Origin of the sequence: Nocardia cyriacigeorgica, from assembly GCF_010858045.1 — a bacterium.
In the GTDB taxonomy this organism is placed as follows: domain Bacteria; phylum Actinomycetota; class Actinomycetes; order Mycobacteriales; family Mycobacteriaceae; genus Nocardia; species Nocardia cyriacigeorgica_E.
The window spans coordinates 80,928-97,648 of the sequence record NZ_JAAGVC010000015.1 but is presented as its reverse complement, the minus strand read 5'-3'; the positions used below and the strand labels follow the sequence as shown (position 1 = coordinate 97,648).

15 protein-coding genes are annotated in these 16,721 nt (G+C 68.5%); 8 read left to right on the top strand and 7 right to left on the bottom strand.

All coding sequences use genetic code 11. The features are described 5' to 3' along the window. Positions 1–64: 64 nt before the first annotated feature. The 4 genes from GV790_RS15835 to GV790_RS15820 form a co-directional block, all read right to left on the bottom strand. Positions 65–1,162: a methyltransferase gene (locus GV790_RS15835; protein ID WP_163814119.1), complete on the bottom strand. Its 1,098-nt coding sequence runs from the start codon at positions 1,160–1,162 to the stop codon at positions 65–67. Positions 1,163–1,248: 86 nt separating this feature from the next. Beyond that, positions 1,249–2,022, bottom strand: a complete 774-nt coding sequence (locus GV790_RS15830) for a MerR family transcriptional regulator (RefSeq protein ID WP_163814118.1) — start codon at positions 2,020–2,022, stop codon at positions 1,249–1,251. A gap of 92 nt (positions 2,023–2,114) precedes the next feature. After that, complete coding sequence (locus tag GV790_RS15825; RefSeq protein WP_163814117.1) at positions 2,115–3,053, bottom strand: D-isomer specific 2-hydroxyacid dehydrogenase family protein; 939 nt, start codon at positions 3,051–3,053, stop codon at positions 2,115–2,117. Positions 3,054–3,240: 187 nt separating this feature from the next. Beyond that, positions 3,241–3,714, bottom strand: a complete 474-nt coding sequence (locus tag GV790_RS15820) for a hypothetical protein (protein WP_163814116.1) — start codon at positions 3,712–3,714, stop codon at positions 3,241–3,243. Positions 3,715–3,940: 226 nt separating this feature from the next. Between GV790_RS15820 and GV790_RS15815 the strand changes: the two genes are divergently transcribed. From GV790_RS15815 to GV790_RS15805, 3 genes are all read left to right on the top strand, one after another. Further along, complete coding sequence (locus GV790_RS15815) at positions 3,941–6,064, top strand: RecQ family ATP-dependent DNA helicase (protein ID WP_163814115.1); 2,124 nt, start codon at positions 3,941–3,943, stop codon at positions 6,062–6,064. Positions 6,065–6,118: 54 nt separating this feature from the next. Beyond that, the gene (gene ligD, locus GV790_RS15810; RefSeq protein ID WP_163814114.1) at positions 6,119–7,069 is read left to right on the top strand and encodes a non-homologous end-joining DNA ligase; all 951 of its coding nucleotides are present in this window, start codon (positions 6,119–6,121) and stop codon (positions 7,067–7,069) included. Between the two features lie 157 nt (positions 7,070–7,226). Beyond that, positions 7,227–8,450 (top strand): RtcB family protein, encoded by a 1,224-nt coding sequence (locus tag GV790_RS15805; protein ID WP_163814113.1) that lies wholly within the window; start codon positions 7,227–7,229, stop codon positions 8,448–8,450. A gap of 99 nt (positions 8,451–8,549) precedes the next feature. On the opposite strand, the gene GV790_RS15800 is transcribed toward GV790_RS15805, so the two are convergent. Together GV790_RS15800 and GV790_RS15795 are read right to left on the bottom strand one after the other, a co-directional pair. Further along, positions 8,550–9,425, bottom strand: a complete 876-nt coding sequence (locus GV790_RS15800) for a ribokinase (RefSeq protein ID WP_163814112.1) — start codon at positions 9,423–9,425, stop codon at positions 8,550–8,552. Further along, positions 9,422–9,910 (bottom strand): NADPH-dependent F420 reductase, encoded by a 489-nt coding sequence (locus tag GV790_RS15795; protein WP_163814111.1) that lies wholly within the window; start codon positions 9,908–9,910, stop codon positions 9,422–9,424. Before GV790_RS15795 ends, GV790_RS15800 begins: the two co-directional genes overlap by 4 nt. Positions 9,911–10,006: 96 nt before the next feature. Here GV790_RS15795 and GV790_RS15790 point away from each other — a divergent pair, with 96 nt between their 5' ends. Continuing rightward, positions 10,007–10,372 (top strand): winged helix-turn-helix transcriptional regulator, encoded by a 366-nt coding sequence (locus tag GV790_RS15790; protein WP_163814110.1) that lies wholly within the window; start codon positions 10,007–10,009, stop codon positions 10,370–10,372. Between the two features lies 1 nt (position 10,373). On the opposite strand, the gene GV790_RS31750 is transcribed toward GV790_RS15790, so the two are convergent. Next, positions 10,374–11,045 (bottom strand): pentapeptide repeat-containing protein, encoded by a 672-nt coding sequence (locus GV790_RS31750; protein ID WP_280210924.1) that lies wholly within the window; start codon positions 11,043–11,045, stop codon positions 10,374–10,376. Between the two features lie 136 nt (positions 11,046–11,181). On the opposite strand from GV790_RS31750, the gene GV790_RS15780 reads away from it, so the two are divergent. The 4 genes from GV790_RS15780 to GV790_RS15765 are packed head-to-tail and all read left to right on the top strand — an operon-like array spanning position 11,182 to position 16,720. Next, on the top strand, positions 11,182–12,447 hold the full coding sequence (locus tag GV790_RS15780) for a glutamate-5-semialdehyde dehydrogenase (RefSeq protein WP_163814109.1): 1,266 nt from the start codon (positions 11,182–11,184) through the stop codon (positions 12,445–12,447). Positions 12,448–12,507: 60 nt separating this feature from the next. Continuing rightward, positions 12,508–13,404, top strand: coding sequence for an AAA family ATPase (locus GV790_RS15775; protein ID WP_175585906.1), 897 nt, complete (start codon positions 12,508–12,510; stop codon positions 13,402–13,404). 4 nt (positions 13,405–13,408) lie between these two features. Then, complete coding sequence (locus GV790_RS15770; protein ID WP_163814107.1) at positions 13,409–14,833, top strand: vWA domain-containing protein; 1,425 nt, start codon at positions 13,409–13,411, stop codon at positions 14,831–14,833. A gap of 51 nt (positions 14,834–14,884) precedes the next feature. After that, the gene (locus tag GV790_RS15765; RefSeq protein WP_163814106.1) at positions 14,885–16,720 is read left to right on the top strand and encodes an HSP90 family protein; all 1,836 of its coding nucleotides are present in this window, start codon (positions 14,885–14,887) and stop codon (positions 16,718–16,720) included. Position 16,721 lies beyond the last annotated feature (1 nt).

The window sequence follows — 16,721 nt, the reverse complement described above, 5'->3', positions numbered from 1 at the left end:
GCGCTGGAAGGTCGAAAGGTGCGGCGTCCACAGGGATCAGCGAGGCCTGGACAACCGGTCACGCTCAGCCCGCCGGGATGGCTTCGAGCACATTCTCCGGGGACAGGGTCGGTGTCACCGAGGTGAGCGTGAAGCCGCATTCGGCCAGCAGCGCACGGTATTCGGCCTCGGTGCGTTCCCGCCCGCCGGTGTTGACCAGCATCTCCAGATCGATGTACTTGCCCGGATGCGGGCGATCGTCGTCGGGCAGGACGAGTTCGATCAGCAACAGCCGTGCCTGCGGTGACATGGCATTGCGTACGGTGCGCAGAATCCGGGTGACGTGATCGTGCGGCCAATCGTGGATGACGTGTTTGAGCAGATAGGCATCGCCGCCCTCGGGCACGGTGTCGAAGAACGAGCCGGCCACCACCGCGCAGCGATCGGCCACACCCAGCTCGGTCAGCCGTTCACGAGCCTCGCCCACCACCTCCGGCAGGTCGAACAGGATGCCGTGCGACCGCGGTGCCCGCTGCAAGATCTCGGCCAGCAAGGCGCCCTGCCCGCCGCCCACATCCACGAGCGTGCGATAACGGCCGAAATCGTAGGCCGACAGCAGCGGCTCCCGGCCGAGAGTATCGATGCTCGACATCGCGCGATCGAACATCACGCCGAACTCGCGGTCGGTGCGCAGATAGTCGAACAGCGGGACGCCCTCGACGGTATTGCCCACCGCGTCGCCGGTGCGCACCACCTGCACCAACTGTGTCCAATTGTCCCGGTGGATCTTCGAACCGAAGAACAGGGTGGCGTCGCGCAACGAGACGTCGGCGTCGACGCGCAGCGCCTGCGCCATCGGTGTCAGCGCGTAGCGGCCGTCGCGGCGGCGGGTGAAGATGCCGTGACTGATCAGCAGCCGCATCAACCGGCGCAATGCGTCCTCGTCGGCGCCGACCGCCTGCGCCAGATCCGCGCTGTCGCGGGGCCCGTCGGCCAGCGCGTCGGCGACGCCGAGTGCCGCCGCGGCGTGAATGGCCTGGGTCAACCAGCCGGCCGCGACCATCTCCAGCAGCGCGATATGGCCCGGCACCATCCGCCGGTGCGCGCTCGCCATGACATTGCGCACCCGCTCCACCACCCGCACCAGGCCCTGCGGCGGCAGCTTCGCTCGATCGGAGGTCATGACGACTCCATTCGTCGGCAAACGCTTGCCAAGCAGATTACGGCCCGAACCGTCTCCCGGGCGTGAATCGCGTGTCGTTGCCGTCGCTAGCGGGTCGATTCGCCGGTGGCGGTGGCGCGATTGCGTTCACGTTGGGCCGCGGTTTCCAGGTATTCACCGAGTTCGCGGCGCAGATTGGTGTCCAGCGAGCGGGCCAGCGTGCTGTGCACCGACGCCACTCCGAGTTCGCGCATCTTGTTGAGCATGGCCGTGGTCTCGGCGATCTCTTCACTGGTTTCCGGCAACCAGCCGGGGCCGTGCTCGTCGACGATGTGCTGCTTCGCGGCGGTGATCATGATCTTGGTGATGTCGTCGATGTGCGCGGCGAGCTGGGCGTGCACGCTGATCAGGGCGCGTAGGTCGAAGCCGTACTCGTCGAGTTCGGCGAAGGTGCTCAGCAGCTGGCTGTCGGTGAAGACCACCGTGTCGTGCTCGACACGGACCAGGCCGAGATCGCGCAGTTGGCCGACCAGCTCGTCGGCGTCGGCGCCGAGGATGGATTCGATCAGCTCCCGCGAGACCTCGAACGGCTCCTCCTTGGACCAGGTCGCCGTCACCGCGTGCTGGAGGCCGAGCACCTCGGTCAGATCTTTGCCGGTTTCCCAGCTGGTGATGAAATCCGCGATGTGCGCGGTGGTGAAACCGCGCTGCAGCAGCGCGTCGATCAGCCGCAACCGTTCCAGATGAGAGTCGTCGTAGATGCTGGCGCGGCCCTCTTTACCGACCGGTGGCGGCAGCAGCCCGCGCTCCTGATAGGCGCGGACATTACGACTGGTGGTCCCGGCGGCACGTGCGAGGTCATCGATCCGGTAGTTCGGCATCGCTGCACCTCCTCGAGTCCCCACCTGCGCCGGACCGGCGGGCGCCCGGCCGTCGACCGCCCGAGTCTAACGCTCGCCGCTTCCGCCCCACCTCAATACCCACGGTCCGGTTCGATCGGTGCCAGCAACGGCTGCCCATCGGCGAAACGGATGACGTTGGCCCGCACGTGCTCGGCGAATGCCGCCATGCGCAGCTGGGGCGGATTCGAATCATGCGGTGTGACAATGGCATTGGGAAGCGACCAGAGCGGATGCCCATCGGGCAGCGGTTCCGGATCGGTCACGTCCAGCCCCGCGCCGCCGATCGTGCCGGTGCGCAGGGCCTCGACCAGGGCGTCGGTGTCGACGAGACTGCCGCGAGCCACATTGATCACCCACGATGCAGGCCGCAGCTGCGCCAGCTCCTTCGCGCCCACCAGATGCCTGGTCTCGGCCGTGGCCGGCGCCGCGATCACCACATGGTCGGTGCGCGACCAGACCCCGGCGAGTTCGCCTGCGGGCACCGTTTCCATGTCCTCCGGGATACCGGGCCCGGTCACCGGCCGACCCGACCGATTGACCGCGATGATCCGCGCCCCCAGCGGCGTCAACATCGGTATCAGCGCCCGGCCGATCCCACCCGCGCCCACGATCGCGACCGTCGCCCCGCGCAACGACCCGACATGCGGAAAGAACTCGCGCTGCCGCCAGCTCTCGGCCCGCACATGTTCCGGCAGATACCGCACCCCGGCCAACAGCAGCATCAGCGTGTGCTCGGCCACGCTCGCGGCGTAAGCGCCTGCGGCAGAAGTGAATCGGAGGCCGGGAAAGCGTTCGAACACACCGGCGTCGAACCAGTCCTCGACACCGGCCGCATTCAACTGCACCCACGCGAGGCCCTCCGGAAGCCGATCCGGGAACTGCGCCGGCGGACCATTCCAGATGAGCGCGCGCGCCTCGTCGAGCCCGGCCGGCTCCGCACCCGCCTCCCGCACCGCCTGCTCGAGCAGCGGCTGTTCCCCCGGACCGACCGCAACCGTCGTCCGGCTCATCCTCGGACCTCCTTCACTCAGCGCACCGGCCTTCCCGGGCCAGGCCCTCCTCGCACCGAACGTACCGCCCGATCGGGGAGAGCTGGTTCTCGATCACCTCTGGCCGATACGCAGGAGTGGCCCGCCAGATCGGGTAAAGGGCGTACGCGACTGCTCCGGTGGCCGGTCCCGGTGGGGCGGTGTGCACTCAGCGACGCTTCAACGTCGCGACGACACCCGCGCCGAACAGCAGCGTCCCGACGATCAGCACCATCCCGCTGACCAGCCAGGCATGTAGCGCGACGTGCAGCTCGGCGGCCAGACCGGGAATGTCGCCGATCAGGCGGAAGGTGTCCTCCGGGAAGAAGATCTGGATGATGCCGGGCAGGATCCCCCAGATCAGGCCCGCGATCATGGTCGCGGCCGGCGAATACGCGGCCAGCACCGCCACCAACAGCAGCAGGACCGCACCGAGCACCGACTGTCCGGGTGCGCTCCAGCGGTCCACCGAATCCCACCACCGGCTGGTGGCGAGCGAACCATGCGCGGCGATCCCGATTCCGATCGGCGTCACCACGAGCGCGACGACGGTACCGATCAGGGTGCGGCCGAGCGCGCCACGATTCTGGAACTGCGCTCCGGGCGGCGACCACCCCGCGGGCGACTGAAATCTGTCCGGCATTACGTCCTCCTACCAGGTCATGGCGCCCGGCGCCCCCACTGCCGCCGCACCGCGATTCTCGGCCGGACGCGGGTGGGTAGACAGTAGCGTCGGCGGCCGGCGGTGACGGGTCGGACAGGTAGCCCGTACCCGACGAGTTACCCACAACACGGCGAAATCAGTCGTCACCGTCGGATTCGGTGCGGGGATCGATGATGTGTCGGTGGTGTAGGGCACCATGGCCCCCATGGACACAGCTGAGGGGACGACAACGGCGGGTATCGACGTTGGCGGGCTGCGGGAGCGGGCCGAGAGCCTGTTGCGGGAGCTGGCCGGGGGCGCGGCGCGGCTACGCGAGGACCAGTGGACCGCCATCGAGGCGCTGGTGGTGCACCGGCGTCGCGCCCTGGTGGTGCAGCGCACCGGGTGGGGAAAATCCGCGGTGTACTTCATCGCGGCGAAACTGCTCCGGGCGCAAGGGCGCGGGCCGACGGTGATCGTGTCGCCGCTGCTGGCGCTGATGCGCAACCAGGTGGCGGCCGCCGAACGCGCCGGGGTGATCGCCGCGACCATCAACTCCGGCAACGTCACCGAATGGGACGACATCCACGTCAAGGTCGCGGCCGGTGAGGTCGATGTGCTGCTGGTGAGCCCGGAGCGGCTGAACAACCCGGATTTCCGCGACCAGGTCCTTCCCAAGCTGGCAGCCGACGCGGGCCTGGTGGTGATCGACGAGGCGCATTGCGTGTCCGACTGGGGTCACGACTTCCGGCCGGACTACCGGCGCATCCGCACCCTGATCGCCGACCTCGGTTCGGATGTACCGGTACTGGCCACCACCGCCACCGCGAACGACCGCGTGGTCACCGACGTCGCCACCCAGATCGGCACCGACACGCTGGTGCTGCGCGGCACCCTCGACCGCGAATCGCTGCACCTGTCGGTGGTGCGATTCGACGATGCCGTCGAGCGCACGGCATGGCTCAGCCGCCATCTGGGTGAGCTGCCCGGCTCCGGCATCATCTACACCCTGACCGTGGCCGCGGCACAGGACCTGGCCGACGTCCTGAACTCGCACGGCCACACGGTCGCCGCCTACACGGGCCAGACCGATCCCGCCGAACGCGAGATGCTCGAGGCCGCGCTGCTGAACAACGAGGTCAAGGCACTGATCGCCACGTCGGCGCTCGGCATGGGGTTCGACAAACCGGATCTCGGCTTCGTGGTGCACGTCGGTGCGCCCTCCTCGCCGATCTCCTACTACCAGCAGGTCGGTCGCGCCGGGCGTGGAACCGAACGCGCCGAAGTGGTGCTGCTGCCCGGCCCGGAGGACGCACGCATCTGGAGCTATTTCGCCTCCGTCGCCTTCCCGCGTGAGCACATCGTGCGCTCGGTGCTGGCGGCGCTGGACACCGAGCGTCCACAGTCGACGGCGGCGTTGGAGCCGCTGGTGGAGCTGAACCGGTCGCGCCTGGAAATGGTGCTGAAGGTGCTCGACGTCGACGGCGCGGTGCGCCGGGTGCGCGGCGGCTGGTTGTCCACCGGCCAGGACTGGGTCTACGACAGCGAGCGCTACGAGCGGCTGGAGGCGGCCAGATCCGCAGAACAGCAGGCCATGATCGACTATCAGACGACCACCGGTTGCCGCATGGTGTTCCTGCGCGGCCAGCTCGACGATCCGGGCCTGCACGGGGCCGGCCCCGGCAGCGCCGACTGCGGCCGCTGTGACAACTGCACCGGCGTCCGGCCGGACACCGCGCTCGATGCCGAGGCGGTCGCCGCCACGCGTGCCCGCCTGGACCGTCCCGGAATCGACCTGGCGCCACGCAAGATGTGGCCGACGGGAATGGCGAAGCTCGGTATTCCGTTGTCGGGCAAGATCTCCGAGGGTGCGGAGACCGGCCGGGTGCTCGGCAGGCTCAGTGCCCTCGGCTGGGGGCAGCGGTTGCGGTCCCTGCTCGACGGCCCGGATCAGCCGGTCCCCGACGCGGTGATCCAGGCCTGCATCGCGGTGCTGCGCGACTGGGATTGGGCGACCCGTCCTACCGCGGTGCTGGCCCTGGAATCTCCGACGCATCCGGTGCTGACGGCGAGCGTCGCCGCGCGGCTGGCCGAGATCGGCAAGCTCCGCGATCTCGGCACGATGCGCGTGCGCCCGGACCGGCCGCCGGTATCGGCGGTGAACTCCGCGCACCGGGTGGCCGCGCTGCACGACCTATGGGAACTGCCCGATCTCGGCCCGCTGGACGGGCCGATCCTGCTGGTCGATGCTCTCACCGATACGGGCTGGACCTTCACCGCCGCCGCGCATCAACTCCGCAGGGCCGGCGCTCCGGCGGTCCTGCCGTTCGCGCTGGCCACTCCGACCTGAGCCGGCGGCGTGGTTCGGCCGGAGGATCTGCCCGGCGCGGGTTATGGTCGGGACGTGGCCAGTGGCAAGGGGTCGGCGATCGAGCTCGAGGTCGGGGACCGGCTGGTTCGTGTCTCCAATCCGGATCGGGTCTACTTCCCTGAATCCGGTGCCACCAAGCTCGATCTGGTGCAGTACTACCTGAGCGTCGGCGACGGCATCGTCAACGCGCTGCGGGATCGGCCGTGCATGCTGCACCGCTTCCCGAAGGGGCTCGCCGGGGACAAGGTGCACCAGAAGCGGTTGCCCGCGGGCGCGCCGGACTGGGTGCCGACGGTGCGGGTGTTCTTCCCTCGCTACGGCAGGCATGCCGACGAACTGTGCGTGTCTCAGCTGGCGGATGTGATCTGGGCGGTCCAGATGTCGACGGTGGAGTTCCATCCGTGGAACTCGCGCCGCTTCGATACCGAGCGCCCCGACGAATGGCGCATCGACCTGGATCCGATGCCCGACTGTCCGTGGACGCGTGTGCAGCGGGTGGCCGGGGTGGTGCAGGAAGTGCTCGACGAGATCGGTGCGGTGGGCTGGCCGAAGACCTCCGGCGGGCACGGGCTGCACGTGTATGTGCGGATCGCGCCGGAGTGGGGCTTCAAGGATGTGCGTCGCGCCGCGCTGGCCTTCGCTCGCGAGGTCGAGCGGCGCGCGCCGGAGGACGTCACCACCACCTGGTGGCGCAAGGACCGCGACCCGCGGATGCTGTTCGTCGACTACAACCAGAACGCCCGCGACCACACCATCGCCGCCGCCTACTCGGTGCGGGGCGTCCCCGAGGCCACCGTATCCACCCCGGTGGCATGGGACGAGATCCCCGCTATCGACCCGCGTGACTTCACCATCGCCACAGTGCCCGCCCGCTTTCAGAAGCTCGGTGACCTGCACGCGGGCATCGACGACGCCGTCTTCGAACTCGATCGCCTGATCGAGTGGGCCGACCGGGACAAGGTCGAGCTGGACGACGAGGACTGACCGCGGCCGACATTCTGTCGCATGGCCGCGAAGGCTCTTCGAATCACATCTCGCTGCCCTCCCTTCCGCCGAAATTCAGGTGCGTCGCGGCGGCGCCGTGCCTACCGTTGATTGTGTAAGGCGAAGCGAATTCGCAAGGAGTGAAAGGACCGAGACAATGTTTCCCGTCGAGCTGCCCGGCACCCGGGCGCGGACGTTGATGTGGGCCTCCGAGCACGATATCGAGCCGGCCGCGCTGCGCCAGCTGCGAAATATCGCGCAACTGGAATGGGTCCACGGCGTGCGCGTCATGCCGGATGTGCACCTCGGGAAGGGCGCGACCGTCGGTTCGGTTATCGCTATGAAAGACGCGGTCGCACCCGCCGCCGTCGGTGTGGATATCGGCTGCGGCATGGAAAGCGTCAAGACCAGCCTTACCGCCGCCGATCTGCCCGCCAACCTGCATTCGCTGCGCAGTCGCATCGAGGCCGCGGTACCGGTGGGATTCCACGCCCACGACGACCCGGTGGATGTGCGCCGAATCGGCGCCGAGGTTTCGAGGCTCGGCGCGAGTACTGCGACGTTGCGTTCGGGTTGGGATCGGTTCTGGGGATTGTTCAGCGACCTCGACAGGAGTGTTCGGGACCGCGAGTCCAAGGCCCATAAGCAGATGGGGACGCTGGGATCTGGCAATCATTTCATCGAGATATGCCTGGACCAGGACGACGCGGTGTGGATTCTGCTGCATTCCGGAAGCCGGAATATCGGCAAAGAACTTGCAGAACGTCATATGGCTGTCGCTCGTAAACTTCCGCATAACGTGGACTTGCCGGATCGGGATCTGGCCGTATTCCTTTCCGGCACTCCGGAAATGGAAGCCTATCGTCGGGATCTGAGCTGGGCGCAGGAATACGCTGCCCGCAACCGGGCCGTCATGCTTGCGCTGGTGTGCCGCGCGGTCCGCGACGAATTCGCCGGTCGGCCCGTTCATTTCGATGCACCCATTTCATGCCACCACAACTATGTGGCCGAGGAGATCATCGACGGCATGCCGATGCTGGTGACCCGAAAGGGTGCGGTACGTGCGGGTAAGGGCGACCTGGCCCTGATCCCTGGTTCGATGGGAACTCGCTCATACGTCGTGCGCGGCAAGGGAAATCCCGACTCCTTCCAGTCCGCCTCCCATGGCGCGGGTAGGCGGATGAGCCGTACCGCCGCGAAGAAACGCTACAGCGTCGCCGACCTGATCGCTCAGACCGAGGGCGTTGAGTCGCGCAAGGACGCAGGCGTGGTGGACGAGATCCCGGCCGCGTACAAGGACATCGACGAGGTCGTCGCCGCCCAGCGAGACCTCGTCGAGGTCGTGGCGACACTGCGTCAGGTGCTGTGCGTGAAGGGATGAGCGACACTCCGGCCGTACCGCCATGGTTCGGCCGGAGTTCCGCCCGGCCCGCCACCTTCTCAGCGGTCGCCCGCTTGACGTGCCCAGACGGCGTTCGGCTCAGCCGTCACCGAGGGCGGCGTCGATCTCGGCGCGGCCGGGTATCGAGGCGCTGGCGCCCAGCCTGGTGGTGGCGAGGGCGCCCGCCGTGCAGGCGAAGCGCAGGGCCTCGGCCGGTCCGCGCTGCCATGCGACGGCGAGAGCGCCGGTGAAAGTGTCGCCGGCGGCGGTGGTGTCGACGACGTCGACCACCGAACCGGGCACGGCGAGTTCGGTGCCGTCGGGGCCGCGGTAGCGGGCTCCGTCCGCGCCCAGCGTCACCACCAGGTGCGGGACCGGTTCGAGGGCCGATCCGAGGTCGGTGAATTCGCCGGAGTTGACCACCGCGACGTCGACGGCGGCCCACAGCTCCGGTGGAAGCTGCCGGGCCGGCGACGGGTTGAGCACCACCACGGTTTCGTTCGCCTGCGCGTGCGCGGCCGCGGCGGCCACGGTCGGCACCGGAATCTCCAACTGGCACAGCAGGATATCCGCGGCGGCGATGACGTCCAGATCCTCGCCGGCCAGTTCGGTCACCGTGGCATTGGCCCCACCCACCACAATGATGCTGTTCTCCCCGCTGGCGTCCACGACGATGGCAGCGATACCGCTCGGCCCGTCGACGGTCCGCAACCGCGCGGTCCCGACGCCGGATTCCCGCAGCACCGCGCGCAGCCCGTCGGCGAACACATCGTCACCGACCGCGCCGATGAACTCCACCCGCCCACCGGCCCGCCCCGCCGCGACCGCCTGATTCGCGCCCTTTCCGCCCGGCACCATCGTGAACCCGGTGCCGAGCACCGTCTCGCCCGGCTCCGGCCGTCGCTCGGTCGTGGTGACCAGATCCATATTGATGCTGCCGAGCACCGCGATCACGGGCTCACGTCCGTCGGTCATACCGGCACGGTAGCGGCAGGCCGGCTGCCGTCGCCGCACATCGCCACCGTCACCGGCCCGGCGACCGCATCGGTCCACTGCTGCGCGGGAAACAGGTGGAACGCCTTCACCACATGGGCGCCGGGGGCCAGCGCCGCGATCCGCTCCGCCTGAGATTCGCCAGCGCCGGTGAGCAGTATCCCGATGCCGTGGTCGACGGCATTCGTCGGGTCGATCAGCGTTGCGCCGCACAGCGAGCCCTTCTCGGCCCCTGCCTCGCGCAAGATGTCGGTGACACCGTGCCAGCTCACCGCGAGCAGCACGGCTTCCCGCCCCTCGACTGCCGCACGCGGAACGGCCGCACGCGTACCGTGACCGATTCGCGCCGCCAAGGCCCGCGCCTTGTCCATAGAACGGCCACCGATCACCAGGTCGTGACCCGCCCTTGCCCACACCGTGCCCAGGGATTCCGCCAGTAGGCCCGTTCCCAAGATGGTGATCCGCATCGTGTTCTCCTCTGTTCGATCCGATGGCCGACCGGCGCGAGAGTAGGCATTCCGGCGCGCACCGATCGGTGCGAATCGGCCGGTCATACTGGGGCGATGACGCAGCACATCGACCGGATCGTGGATTGCAGGCTCCGGGCGGCGACCGAGCTGTTCACCCATGGCTGGGATCCACTGGTGCTGGCCGCGCTGCGTGCTGGCCCGCGCCGACGCCGGGAGTTGCGGTTGGCGATCGGCGGGATCAGCGACAAGGTCCTCACCGAGTCCCTGCATCGGCTGACCGGAACCGGTCTGGTGCGGCGGCGGACGTTTCGAGAGGCGCCGCCACGAGTGGACTATGGCCTGACGGCCCTGGGTTCGAGCCTGGTCGAGGGCCCGTTGGTGGCGCTGGCCGAGTGGATCACCGAGCACGGAGACGCGCTGCTGGAGTCGAGTGAACGCGCCGATCCGATCACCGGTTGATTCACCACTGCACGATGATCCCGGCGTCGCGCGCCAGACTCGCGGCGAGGCCGAGCAGGTCGCCGCCGTCGACGGTGGCGCCGCGCAGGCCGGCTACCCCGTCGATGTCGGCGAGGGTGCAGTCGGTGAAGCGCAGATTGTGGCGGGGTGCGGTGCCGGTGAAGCGGGCGCCGGTGAGGTTGCAGTGTTCGAAGACGACGTTGCGGAATTCGACGCCCTCGAAATCGGCTTGGCGTAGATCGCAGTCGCGGAAGACGACGGTGCGCAGCTTGGAGTAGCGGAACGAGGTGAGATCGGCGCGGGTGCCTTCGAGCAGGACGTCGCGCCAGCTGCCCGCGGTCCACGACATGCCGGTGAGCCTGCTGGTGCTGATCGCGCATTCGGCCATCGAGCATTCGTCGGCCAGCAGGTTGGCCAGATCGCAGACCGACAGTTCGGACTCGTAGATCGTGACACCGCGCATGACTCCGCCGAACCGGCAGTTGTCGAACCGGCAGCCCTCCAGGCCGAGGGCGTGGGTTTCGGCGCGGGTGAGGTCCGCACCGGAGTATTCGACCTCGTCGATCGTGGTGTCGTCGTCGAAATCGTCGCGCGGTGACTCGGCCGGGCGGCGTGGCCGCGACCGGGGTGTACTCGGCACCACCGGGACATTGCTGTGACGAGAGGCTGCCACCGTTGCTCCGCTCTGTATCGAGGACGAGCCGTCTCCGGCAAGCTACGCGACAGCACCGACAGCCCGCCGTGACCAGTGCGTCCGCGGCGCGCAACGCGATGATTCGGTGTCATAGCGGGTGCGTAGTCTGTAACCCATGACGGTAGGAACGACAGCCGAGCTCGATACCCGCGAGGCCGTGCACGACGCCGCGCGTAAGGCACGGGTCGCCGCGCGTGCGCTCGCCCAGTTGACCACCGCCCAGAAGAACGAGGCGCTGCACGCCGCCGCCGATGCGCTGCTCGCCGCCGCCGACCGGGTGCTGGCCGCCAATGCCGAGGACATCGCCGCCGCGCAGGCCGCGGGCACCGAGGAATCGTTGCTCGACCGGCTGCGGCTGACGAAGGCCCGCATCGACGGCATCGCCTCGGGGCTGCGTCAGGTGGCGGGCCTGCCGGATCCGGTGGGTGTGGTGGAGCGCGGTTCGACCTTGCCCAACGGGCTCGAGATCCGCCAGGTGCGGGTGCCGCTCGGCGTGGTCGGGATGGTGTACGAGGCCCGGCCTAATGTCACCGTCGATGCCTTCGGCCTGGCCTTGAAGTCCGGCAACGCGGCGTTGCTGCGCGGCTCGTCGTCGGCGGCGCGGTCCAACGCCGCGCTGGTCGAGGTGCTGCGGGAAGCGCTTGTCGCGCAGGATATTCCGGCCGACGCCGTGCAGCTGCTGCCCAGCGAGGACCGTTCCAGCGTCACCCATCTGATCCAGGCCCGCGGTCTGGTCGACGTCGTCATCCCGCGTGGCGGCGCTGGCCTGATCAACGCGGTCGTGCGCGACGCGCAGGTGCCCACCATCGAGACCGGCACCGGCAACTGCCACGTCTACGTGCACGCGGGCGCCGATCTGGAGATGGCCGAAAAGATCCTGATCAACGCCAAGACCCGCAGGCCGAGTGTCTGCAATGCCGCCGAGACGGTGCTCATCGACGCCGCCATCGCGGAGACGGCCGTACCGCGGCTCACCAAAGCGCTCGAGGACAGCGGCGTCACCATTCACGGCGATCTACCCGGCCAGGTCCCGGCCACCGATGCCGACTGGGGCGAGGAGTACCTGACCCTCGACATCGCGATGAAGGTGGTCGACGGCCTGGACGCCGCGGTCGAGCACATCAACACCTGGGGCACCGGCCACACCGAGGCCATCGTCACCTCGGAGCTGGCCGCCGCTCGCGAGTTCACCAGCCGGGTCGACGCCGCGGCGGTGATGGTGAACGCCTCCACCGCCTTCACCGACGGCGAGCAGTTCGGCTTCGGTGCCGAGATCGGTATCTCCACCCAGAAGCTGCACGCCCGCGGCCCGATGGCGCTGCCGGAACTCACCTCCACCAAGTGGATCGTGTGGGGCGAGGGGCAGGTGCGCCCGGTCTGAGCCGGAGCGCGGTTCCGCCGTCCCGTAGCGTGGGGCTGGTAAGTCGCAGGGAAGGGACGCGTGGTGGATCGCTCGAATTCGGATCAGGTCGCGGTTCAGGAGCCGATCTTCGCGTCGGTGGACGAGGTGATCGATCGGCTCGCCGAGACCGGTTATCTGGCCGATAAGGCCACCGCCACCTCGGTGTTCCTGGCCGATCGGCTGGGTAAGCCGCTGCTGATCGAGGGCCCGGCCGGTGTCGGCAAGACCGAGCTCTCGCGTGCGGTCGCGCAGACCGCGGGCGCCGAGCTGGTGCGGTTGCAGTGCTACGAGGGCGTCGACGAGGCCCGCGCCCTCTACGAGTGGAACCACGCCAAGCAGATCCTGCGCATCCAGGCCTCCAGCGAGAACGACTGGGAAGAAACCAAGGCCGACGTCTTCACCGAGGAGTTCCTGCTGGCGCGGCCGCTGCTGACCGCGATCCGGCGCACCGAACCCACGGTGCTGCTCATCGACGAGACCGACAAGGCCGACGTCGAGATCGAGGGCCTGCTGCTCGAGGTGCTCAGTGATTTCGCGGTGACGGTGCCGGAACTGGGCACCATCACCGCACAGCACAAGCCGTTCGTGGTGCTCACCTCGAATGCCACCAGGGAACTGTCGGAGGCGCTCAAGCGCCGCTGCCTGTATCTGCATCTGGATTTCCCCGATGCCGAGCTGGAACGTCGCATTCTGGCCAGCCGGGTGCCGGACCTGCCGGAGGCGGTCGCGGCGCAGCTGGTGCGGATCGTGCACGTGCTGCGCGGGATGCCGTTGAAGAAGTTGCCGTCGGTGGCCGAATCCATCGACTGGGGGCGCACCCTGCTGGCCCTCGGCATGCAGGATCTGGACGACACGACCGTGCGCGCCACCCTCGGCGTGGTGCTCAAGCATCGCAGCGACCACGAGCGGGCGCTGGCCGAGCTGAAACTGGCCTGAGCCGATGTCCGCGCGTTCGGTCCCCGCGCAAGCGCCGGATTTCCGTGCGCCACACGGGTTCGCGGGTCATCTCGTCGATTTCGTGGAGGCGTTGCGGGCGCGTGGCGTTCCGGTCGGTCCGTCGGAGACGGTGGACGCGGGCCGGGTGCTGACCGTGCTCGACCTGCTGGACCGGGAAGCGGTGCGCGAAGGTCTGGCTTGCGCATTGTTGCGGCGCACCACCCACCGCGCCACCTATGACGGCCTGTTCGATCTGTGGTTCCCGGTCGCGATCGGCGCCCGCACCGATTCGGTCGATGATGTGGAGATTCCGCGCACGCCTGCGGGCGACGTCGATATCGACGCGCTGCGTGAACTGCTCGCCGAACTGTTGACCGACGAGGGCTCGGCCGCCCAGCTGGAGTCGCTGGCGGGGCAGATGGTCGAAGAGCTGGGGCAGTATCAGTCCGCGCGCGGACCATCGTTTTCGACATATCAGGCACTCAAAGAGGTGCAGCCGCAGACCTTGCTTGCCAAGATCCTGGCCGGACTGGCCAGTCCGAATGCGAGCGCCTTCGAGTCGGAGGTCGCGCGCCGCGCCGCCCGTCAGCGGATCGATGCCTTCCGTGCCACCGTCGATGCCGAAACCCGCAGGCGCGTCGCCGAGCGGATCGGGCGCGAACGGGTGGCAAGCTACGGTGTCTCCCGGCAGGCCGAGGAAGTCGATTTCCTGCGTGCCTCGGAATCGGAGCTGGCCGAGTTGCGCCGCAGCAGCCAGCGGCTGGCCCGGATTCTGGCCTCCCGGCTCGCGGTGCGGCGCAGGCATTCCCGGCGCGGTGAGATAGATCTGCGGCGCACGCTGCGCAAATCCATGTCCACCGGCGGGGTACCGATCGATCTGGTCAGCCGCAAACCGCGGCCGGGCAGGCCGGAACTGGTACTGCTGTGTGATGTGTCGGGCTCGGTCGCCGGATTCAGCAACTTCACCCTGCTACTGGTCAGTGCCCTGCGTGAGCAGTTCTCACGGGTGCGGATCTTCGCGTTCGTCGACCAGACCGATGAGGTGACCCGGTTCTTCGACGCGCGAACCCAATTGGACGAAGCGATGAAGCGGGTGTTCACCGAGGCCGAGGTGGCCGGGTTCGACGGGCATTCCGATTACGGCACCGCGCTGTCCGGATTCGCCGCGAAGTGGCCCGACGCCGTCACCAGCCGCAGTTCGCTGTTGATCCTCGGCGATGCGCGCACCAACTATCGCGACCCCGATCTGGAAACATTGCGTGAGCTGGTGCAGGTGGCCAAGCACGCGCACTGGCTCAACCCGGAACCGAGAACCCAGTGGGGGTCGGGGGATTCGGCCGCCGACAAGTACCAGCAGGTGATCGAGATGCACGAGTGCCGGTCGGCGGCGCAGTTGACCGCGGTGGTGTCGCGACTGCTGCCGGTGTGACGATCAGCGCTTGTTAAGCGAACCTTATGGTGCTGCCGCGACAATGCGCGAATGGTCAACACAGCTCCGGTGGACAACAATTTTCAGTTCCAGGTCGATCTGCGCGGCATCGTGGATCTGCTGTCGCACCACCTGTACTCGAGTCCGCGGGTCTACCTCCGGGAGCTGTTGCAGAACGCCGTCGACGCCGTCACCGCCCGCACGACCCTCGACCCCACCGCCCCGACCACCATCCGGCTACACCTGGACGGTCACGGGCTGCGCATCACCGACCCCGGCATCGGGCTCACCGAGGCCGACGTGCACCGCTTCCTCGCCACCATCGGCCGCTCCTCCAAACGGGACGACATCGAAGGTGCCCGGCGCGAATTCCTCGGCCAATTCGGCATCGGCCTGCTGGCCTGCTTCACCGTCGCCGAATCCCTTCGCGTGCGGACCAGGTCGGCCGTCGACCCGGACGCGCCACCGGTGGAATGGATCGCCGAGGCCGACGGCACCTACTCGCTGCGCGTACTGGAGCCGGGGGAGTTCCCCGACCCCGGTACCACGGTCGAGCTGACCCCGCGGCCGGGTGCGCAGACCTGGTTCACCGCCGAACGCGTGCTGGAACTGGTCACCGATTACGGTTCGCTACTGCCGTACGAGGTCACTGTCGAGTCCGAAGGCGGCGTGGTGCGGGTGACCGATCCGCCGCCGGTCTGGCGGCGCCCGTTCGACTCGCCCGCGTTGCGTCGTGCCGCGCTGTTCGATTACGGCGAACGAGTGCTCGGCTTCGCGCCGCTGGACGTGATCGACCTCAACGCGGAACCGGCCGGCGTCAGCGGTGTCGCGTACGTGCTGTCGCAACCGGGCAATCCGGCCGAATCCAGTGCTCACCGCGTGTATCTGAAGGGCATGCTGCTCGGCGATGCCGTGCGCGGTGTGCTGCCCGATTGGGCGTTCTTCGTCCGCTGCGTCATCGACACCGATACGCTGCGGCCCACTGCCTCGCGCGAGGGACTGTACGAAGACGAACGGCTGGCCATCGTCCGTGAGGCGCTCGGTGACCGGGTGCGGGAATGGCTGACCGAGATCGCCGCCGAGCAGCCCGATCGGCTGGCCGCCTTCCTGTCGGTGCACGCGCTCGGGGTGAAGGCGATGGCCAGGCATTCGACCGAGTTGCTGCGGATCATGGTGCCGCATCTGCTGTTCGAGACCACCGAAGGCCGCATCCCGCTGACCGAGTTCGTCCGCAAGCATCCGGTGCTGCGGGTCAGTGCGACGGTGGAGGAGTTCCGTCAGGTCGCCCAGACGGCGTCGGCGCAGGGTATCGGCATCGTCAACGGTGGCTACACCTATGACGCCGAACTGGTCGCGCTGCTGCCGCAGATCATGCCAGGCGTCGAGGTGGCCGAACTCGACGACGCCGCCCTGACCGCCGCCCTCGACCCGGTGGACGCGGCCGAGGAGCTGGCCTTGGCGCCGGTGCTGGCGATCGCGCGCAGCACGCTCGATCCGTTGTCCTGCGATGTGCTGCTGCGTGCCTTTCATCCGGTGTCGGTGCCCGCGCTCTACCTCGACAGCCGCGGCGCCCGCAACGAGCGCGCCAGGGCCGACACCGTCGCCGAGTCCGACGATCTGTGGTCCGACATTCTCGGCGCGCTCGAATCTGCCACGCCACGGGCACAACTGGTGCTCAACTTCCACAGCCCGGTGATCCGCAGACTGGCCCGCATCGGTGATCCGGCCTTCCTGAAGACGGCCGTGGAATCGCTGTACGGGCAGGCGCTGCTGATGACCCACCGGCCCCTGCGGCCCGCCGATACCGCCCTGCTCAATCGTGCGTTCGGGGAGTTCCTGAGCTGGGCGACCGAACGTGCCGCCGGCGGCGACCAGGGGGAGAACTGAG

Bases quoted from the DNA above. Each gene is read 5' to 3' on its own strand.
- GV790_RS15835 (WP_163814119.1), bottom strand. From the start codon at position 1,162: ATGACCTCCGATCGAGCGAAGCTGCCGCCGCAGGGCCTGGTGCGGGTG.
- GV790_RS15830 (WP_163814118.1), bottom strand. From the start codon at position 2,022: ATGCCGAACTACCGGATCGATGACCTCGCACGTGCCGCCGGGACCACC.
- GV790_RS15825 (WP_163814117.1), bottom strand. From the start codon at position 3,053: ATGAGCCGGACGACGGTTGCGGTCGGTCCGGGGGAACAGCCGCTGCTC.
- GV790_RS15820 (WP_163814116.1), bottom strand. From the start codon at position 3,714: ATGCCGGACAGATTTCAGTCGCCCGCGGGGTGGTCGCCGCCCGGAGCG.
- GV790_RS15815 (WP_163814115.1), top strand. From the start codon at position 3,941: ATGGACACAGCTGAGGGGACGACAACGGCGGGTATCGACGTTGGCGGG.
- GV790_RS15805 (WP_163814113.1), top strand. From the start codon at position 7,227: ATGTTTCCCGTCGAGCTGCCCGGCACCCGGGCGCGGACGTTGATGTGG.
- GV790_RS15800 (WP_163814112.1), bottom strand. From the start codon at position 9,425: ATGACCGACGGACGTGAGCCCGTGATCGCGGTGCTCGGCAGCATCAAT.
- GV790_RS15795 (WP_163814111.1), bottom strand. From the start codon at position 9,910: ATGCGGATCACCATCTTGGGAACGGGCCTACTGGCGGAATCCCTGGGC.
- GV790_RS15790 (WP_163814110.1), top strand. From the start codon at position 10,007: ATGACGCAGCACATCGACCGGATCGTGGATTGCAGGCTCCGGGCGGCG.
- GV790_RS15780 (WP_163814109.1), top strand. From the start codon at position 11,182: ATGACGGTAGGAACGACAGCCGAGCTCGATACCCGCGAGGCCGTGCAC.
- GV790_RS15770 (WP_163814107.1), top strand. From the start codon at position 13,409: ATGTCCGCGCGTTCGGTCCCCGCGCAAGCGCCGGATTTCCGTGCGCCA.
- GV790_RS15765 (WP_163814106.1), top strand. From the start codon at position 14,885: ATGGTCAACACAGCTCCGGTGGACAACAATTTTCAGTTCCAGGTCGAT.